The sequence below is a fragment of the Mycobacterium sp. NPDC049093 genome, assembly GCF_040704635.1.
Lineage (GTDB): Bacteria > Actinomycetota > Actinomycetes > Mycobacteriales > Mycobacteriaceae > Mycobacterium.
Map to the genome: position 1 here is coordinate 1 of NZ_JBEZJS010000025.1, position 3,498 is coordinate 3,498.

Sequence of the window (3,498 nt, forward strand, 5' to 3'; positions counted from 1 at the left end):
ATTGCTACGCACACTCTTAGAGTACATGTACCCGACGATAAATACGCAGTTCAACACGCATTGTGCGCCCACATTGTGTAGTTAACTACTGATAAGCCGTGTGCAAACGTGGGCGAAGAATGCGATCGTCGTGGCGCTTGCTTGCCCACTGGTCGCGGCTTGCGCTGGCGAGGCTGACAACGCGGCCGGCGCCGCGCCGGCATCGCCGACCACTTCTGAGAATCGATTCGAATCGCCGGCCGCGCCTTTGTCGAAACTCACCACTGCAGGCACCCACTGCTTCGCCACGTCTCTCGATGCCGCTGCGGCTGCGGGACGCATCGCTGCGGCGTTCGTCGCAGATCGCCTTAACTACGAAGGTCAAAGGCGCGTGGCCAACCATGGCGGCCCGTTACCTAAAGCGATGTCGGACATGATGGGCGAAGTGTCCGACCCCGACCAAGATAATTGCGTCGCGGTGTCGACGTTTCGCTATGAGGACCGGTGGTGGTATCCCCCACCACCGGGTTAACTGGTTCCGATGGTTGCTCATCGAACACGTTCCGGCCCAGCTGATTGGTGGCCAGACGCAGGCCAAGATCACGCGGGCGGCGATATCACCGCTCCCCCAGCGACGTTCGCTTAAGGCGCGGCGTGTTGTGCCAGAGTTCGATCGGGCAAACAGCTGCGTGCCCGGCACGTATTACTGCCAGTACGAGGGCAAGCGCTCCATTACGGTCTTGAACGAGGGGTCCCTCAATTCGATGTTCGGGCGCGCTCCGTTGATATGAATTTTCGGCCAGGCCTCGACCCGCTGCCGGTACCAGTCGAGCCAGTCCAATCCGATTTCTCCGCGGCTTGCCAACGGAGCGAGATATGCCACCGTGAGGCGGTCTCGCTCCTGGACGAACGCTTCTTCGTGGATCATTCGCGACTTGTCGGCCTGCTGGTCGAGGGGCGCCACAGTCGTCATGAGTTGTTCAGCCAAATCGACTCGGATATCGGGAAGCGAGCTAGTTAGCAACGCGCTCCGGAGAACGCCGTCAGAGCCACCTGCTGTCGTGGTGACACTCCGAGATGTCCAGACGAACTTCGCGGTCAGCGCCGTGCGCGACGTGACGTACCAGGAGTCGAGAGCTTCGCGCCAATGCTGTGCGTGTCCGGGTTCCCATGGCGCATAAGGATTCAGGCGAAGTTCTTCGATCAGTAACCTCTCGGGGTCAGTGTCGTTGGCCGGCAGCAGCTCATCGCGCCAAGTGGCGCTGAGCATTCCGTACCGAGCATGGTCTAACACCTGCAGCAGCCGGGCAGCTTGCGCACCTTCGAGGTAGTGCCCAGTCGACCCTGGAGAGTTGTCCGCTGAAGGAGGAAATACCATCGTTGCGCTGCCTTCTATTGAGAAACACTCGAACTCGACCACACCATTGTGGCAAGCAATGCTTAGGTGAGCCAGCGACACGGCGACACGATTGCGTTGTCACGCAAGTCATTCATCGGGCGGTTGCGGGGAACACATCACTGCGGCAACACCATGCACAGTAGCAAGCCAACGCGAGCTGAACGGTTCATCTCTGTCGGCACTTGTCATGCCTCGCACGGTATTGGCATGGCCGAGGGCGCGGGTGCGACACGCAGACTAGAGCCGCTAGTGCTCCCCGACCGCTCCCGGTCGTGCAGACGCGGGATCGCCGCGCGGTAGCCAGCCTTAGAGGCTGTTTCTAATCCCGACGCCCGGTTGGCGGTGGACGTTCGGATTTCGGGTCACGATGACAAGTGGTCGGAACCCCCGGGACGTGGGCCGGTGCGTTCGCCAATTCAACGGGTCGCGGGATTATTGTTGATCTGTGGACCTGGATCAGACCGCTGAGACTTTGGTGTCGCTCCTCAAGGAGTTGACCTCCGTCGGCGATGTCGCGCCGGCGTCCGTGGTTGGCGCAGGTGGGCCAGCTCCGCGAGGGCTCGACGACGCCGCACAAACGGGTCAGTCTGCGGTGTGGCGTGATCATTTGTCTGGCTGGACTGGGGCGGGAGCCGAACAGTTCCGAGTGGTCGACGAGGATCTGGAACGCTTACGCCGGGAACGTGAGAGCACCGATCGTGAGCTGGCTGAGACCCTTGAACAGGCGCGCAGCGCAGCCCGCGGCAGTCTCGAACGGCTGCGTAGTCTTCAGGCGACCGTTGAGGCTGCACGGGCCGGAATGGGTCCGTCGTTGGACACTCAGGCTGGACGGCAGCAGTATGCCGAGTTGCTGGTTGGCGGGTTAGACGAGGTCGAGGCGATCCTTGCCCACGCGCAGGAGTCGCATGGACGTGCGGCCAGTGGATTCACCGATGTCGCGCAGCGTTACGGCAACGCCGCGGTGTAGGCGCTGTAGAACTCTGGGATCTGCCAGTTCAAGGTGCCTGTATCGGTGATATCGAGCTCCCAGCGCAGGTCGGTGGCGGCCTGGAGGGTTGTTGTGATGCTGTCGGCGTAGTCGGGCGCCATGACGGGATCGGCCAGCACGCCGCGCACAGTCAGGTGCACGTGCTCGGGGGTGAGTCGTATTTCGATGTCGAGTCGCGGGTTGGCACCCATCTGAGTCAGTGCCTCGCAGGTGCCCTCTACAGCGGCGAACTGGCTGGGTCGACTGGGTGTGACGTGGAGGCGGCGAGGACCACGCGCGGTGTGTGTGGAGTGGCTGCTGACTTCGGTGATGAGTTCCAGAAGGCCGGGCGAGGGTGCCATGGTCGTCCGGACGATGCATCCGTTCTGGATGGTGTTGATCAATTGGATCACCCATGAACCGAGCGGATTGGGAGTAGTTGGCTCTGGCTGCGGCGTCGAATCGGGCGGCGTGGGCATCCTGCGCCGGCGCACCTCGGCCAGCGAGACCACTTGAGCGGGCCGGCGGGGTGCGTCGATGCTGTGCGGCGCGACGTGTCGGCTCCTGCGCGGGTGCATGGCTTGACGCTAGGCGGTCGAGGGCGTGTTCCGCTAAGGCGGTGAGCCGATTGTCCACGAACCTGGGTGGGCCGGTGTTAGAGGTCGATATAGCGGCCTGAGTCGATGGGGCGGGCGCGCACGGCTGCCTTCATTCGTTGTTGAGCGCTGCGGGCGCGGCGCTGTTGTCTATCTCGGGTCAGTTGGTCGGCGGACTGCGTGGTGTGCCGACCGTGCTGCCAGATTGGTGGCCAGGAGTCGAATTCTCCTGCGTTCACACGGGTTTGGAGCTCGCTCCAGGGTGCAGTGTCCGGTCCGGCTTCGATGACGCATTGCTCGATGAAGTCAACAGTTGAGATCGCGCCGAATTCGGCGAGGTGAGCGGCCTTGTCGTCGGCCGACCAGCGCGGTTCGATGTGGTCGAGTTCGACCTGGTTGTTGGCCGCCCAGTTGTTGGTTTTGCGGGCAATGGCAGGCAGGTCCCATTGCTGGGGATCTAAGCCTCAATCCGTGGACTGACTTGAGTGGTGTGGTTCGACGGTGATTCTGACGGCGGTTTGTGGGGTGGGCAGGATGTAGCCGCTGGTCTGCCCAGC

Annotated in this window: 3 protein-coding genes; 1 reads left to right on the forward strand and 2 read right to left on the reverse strand. The window is 62.4% G+C overall.

From position 1 onward, the window contains the following. Nucleotides 1-682: 682 nt before the first annotated feature. Nucleotides 683-1,438 carry a hypothetical protein gene (locus AB0876_RS34215; protein ID WP_526044221.1) on the reverse strand — a complete coding sequence of 252 codons (756 nt, stop codon included), beginning with the start codon at nt 1,436-1,438 and terminating at the stop codon, nt 683-685. A 385-nt stretch (nt 1,439-1,823) separates the two neighbouring features. Between AB0876_RS34215 and AB0876_RS34220 the strand changes: the two genes are divergently transcribed. Then, on the forward strand, nt 1,824-2,345 hold the full coding sequence (locus tag AB0876_RS34220; RefSeq protein ID WP_526044222.1) for a DUF4226 domain-containing protein: 522 nt from the start codon (nt 1,824-1,826) through the stop codon (nt 2,343-2,345). Here AB0876_RS34220 and AB0876_RS34225 read toward each other — a convergent pair. Next, nucleotides 2,324-2,923, reverse strand: a complete 600-nt coding sequence (locus tag AB0876_RS34225) for a hypothetical protein (RefSeq protein ID WP_526044223.1) — start codon at nt 2,921-2,923, stop codon at nt 2,324-2,326. The two genes, AB0876_RS34220 and AB0876_RS34225, sit on opposite strands and share 22 nt — an antisense overlap. Between the last annotated feature and the right edge of the window lie 575 nt (nt 2,924-3,498).

What these genes read in the sequence shown, in the direction of transcription:
- AB0876_RS34225 (WP_526044223.1), bottom strand. Translation starts at nt 2,923, where the DNA reads ATGCACCCGCGCAGGAGCCGACACGTCGCGCCGCACAGCATCGACGCA.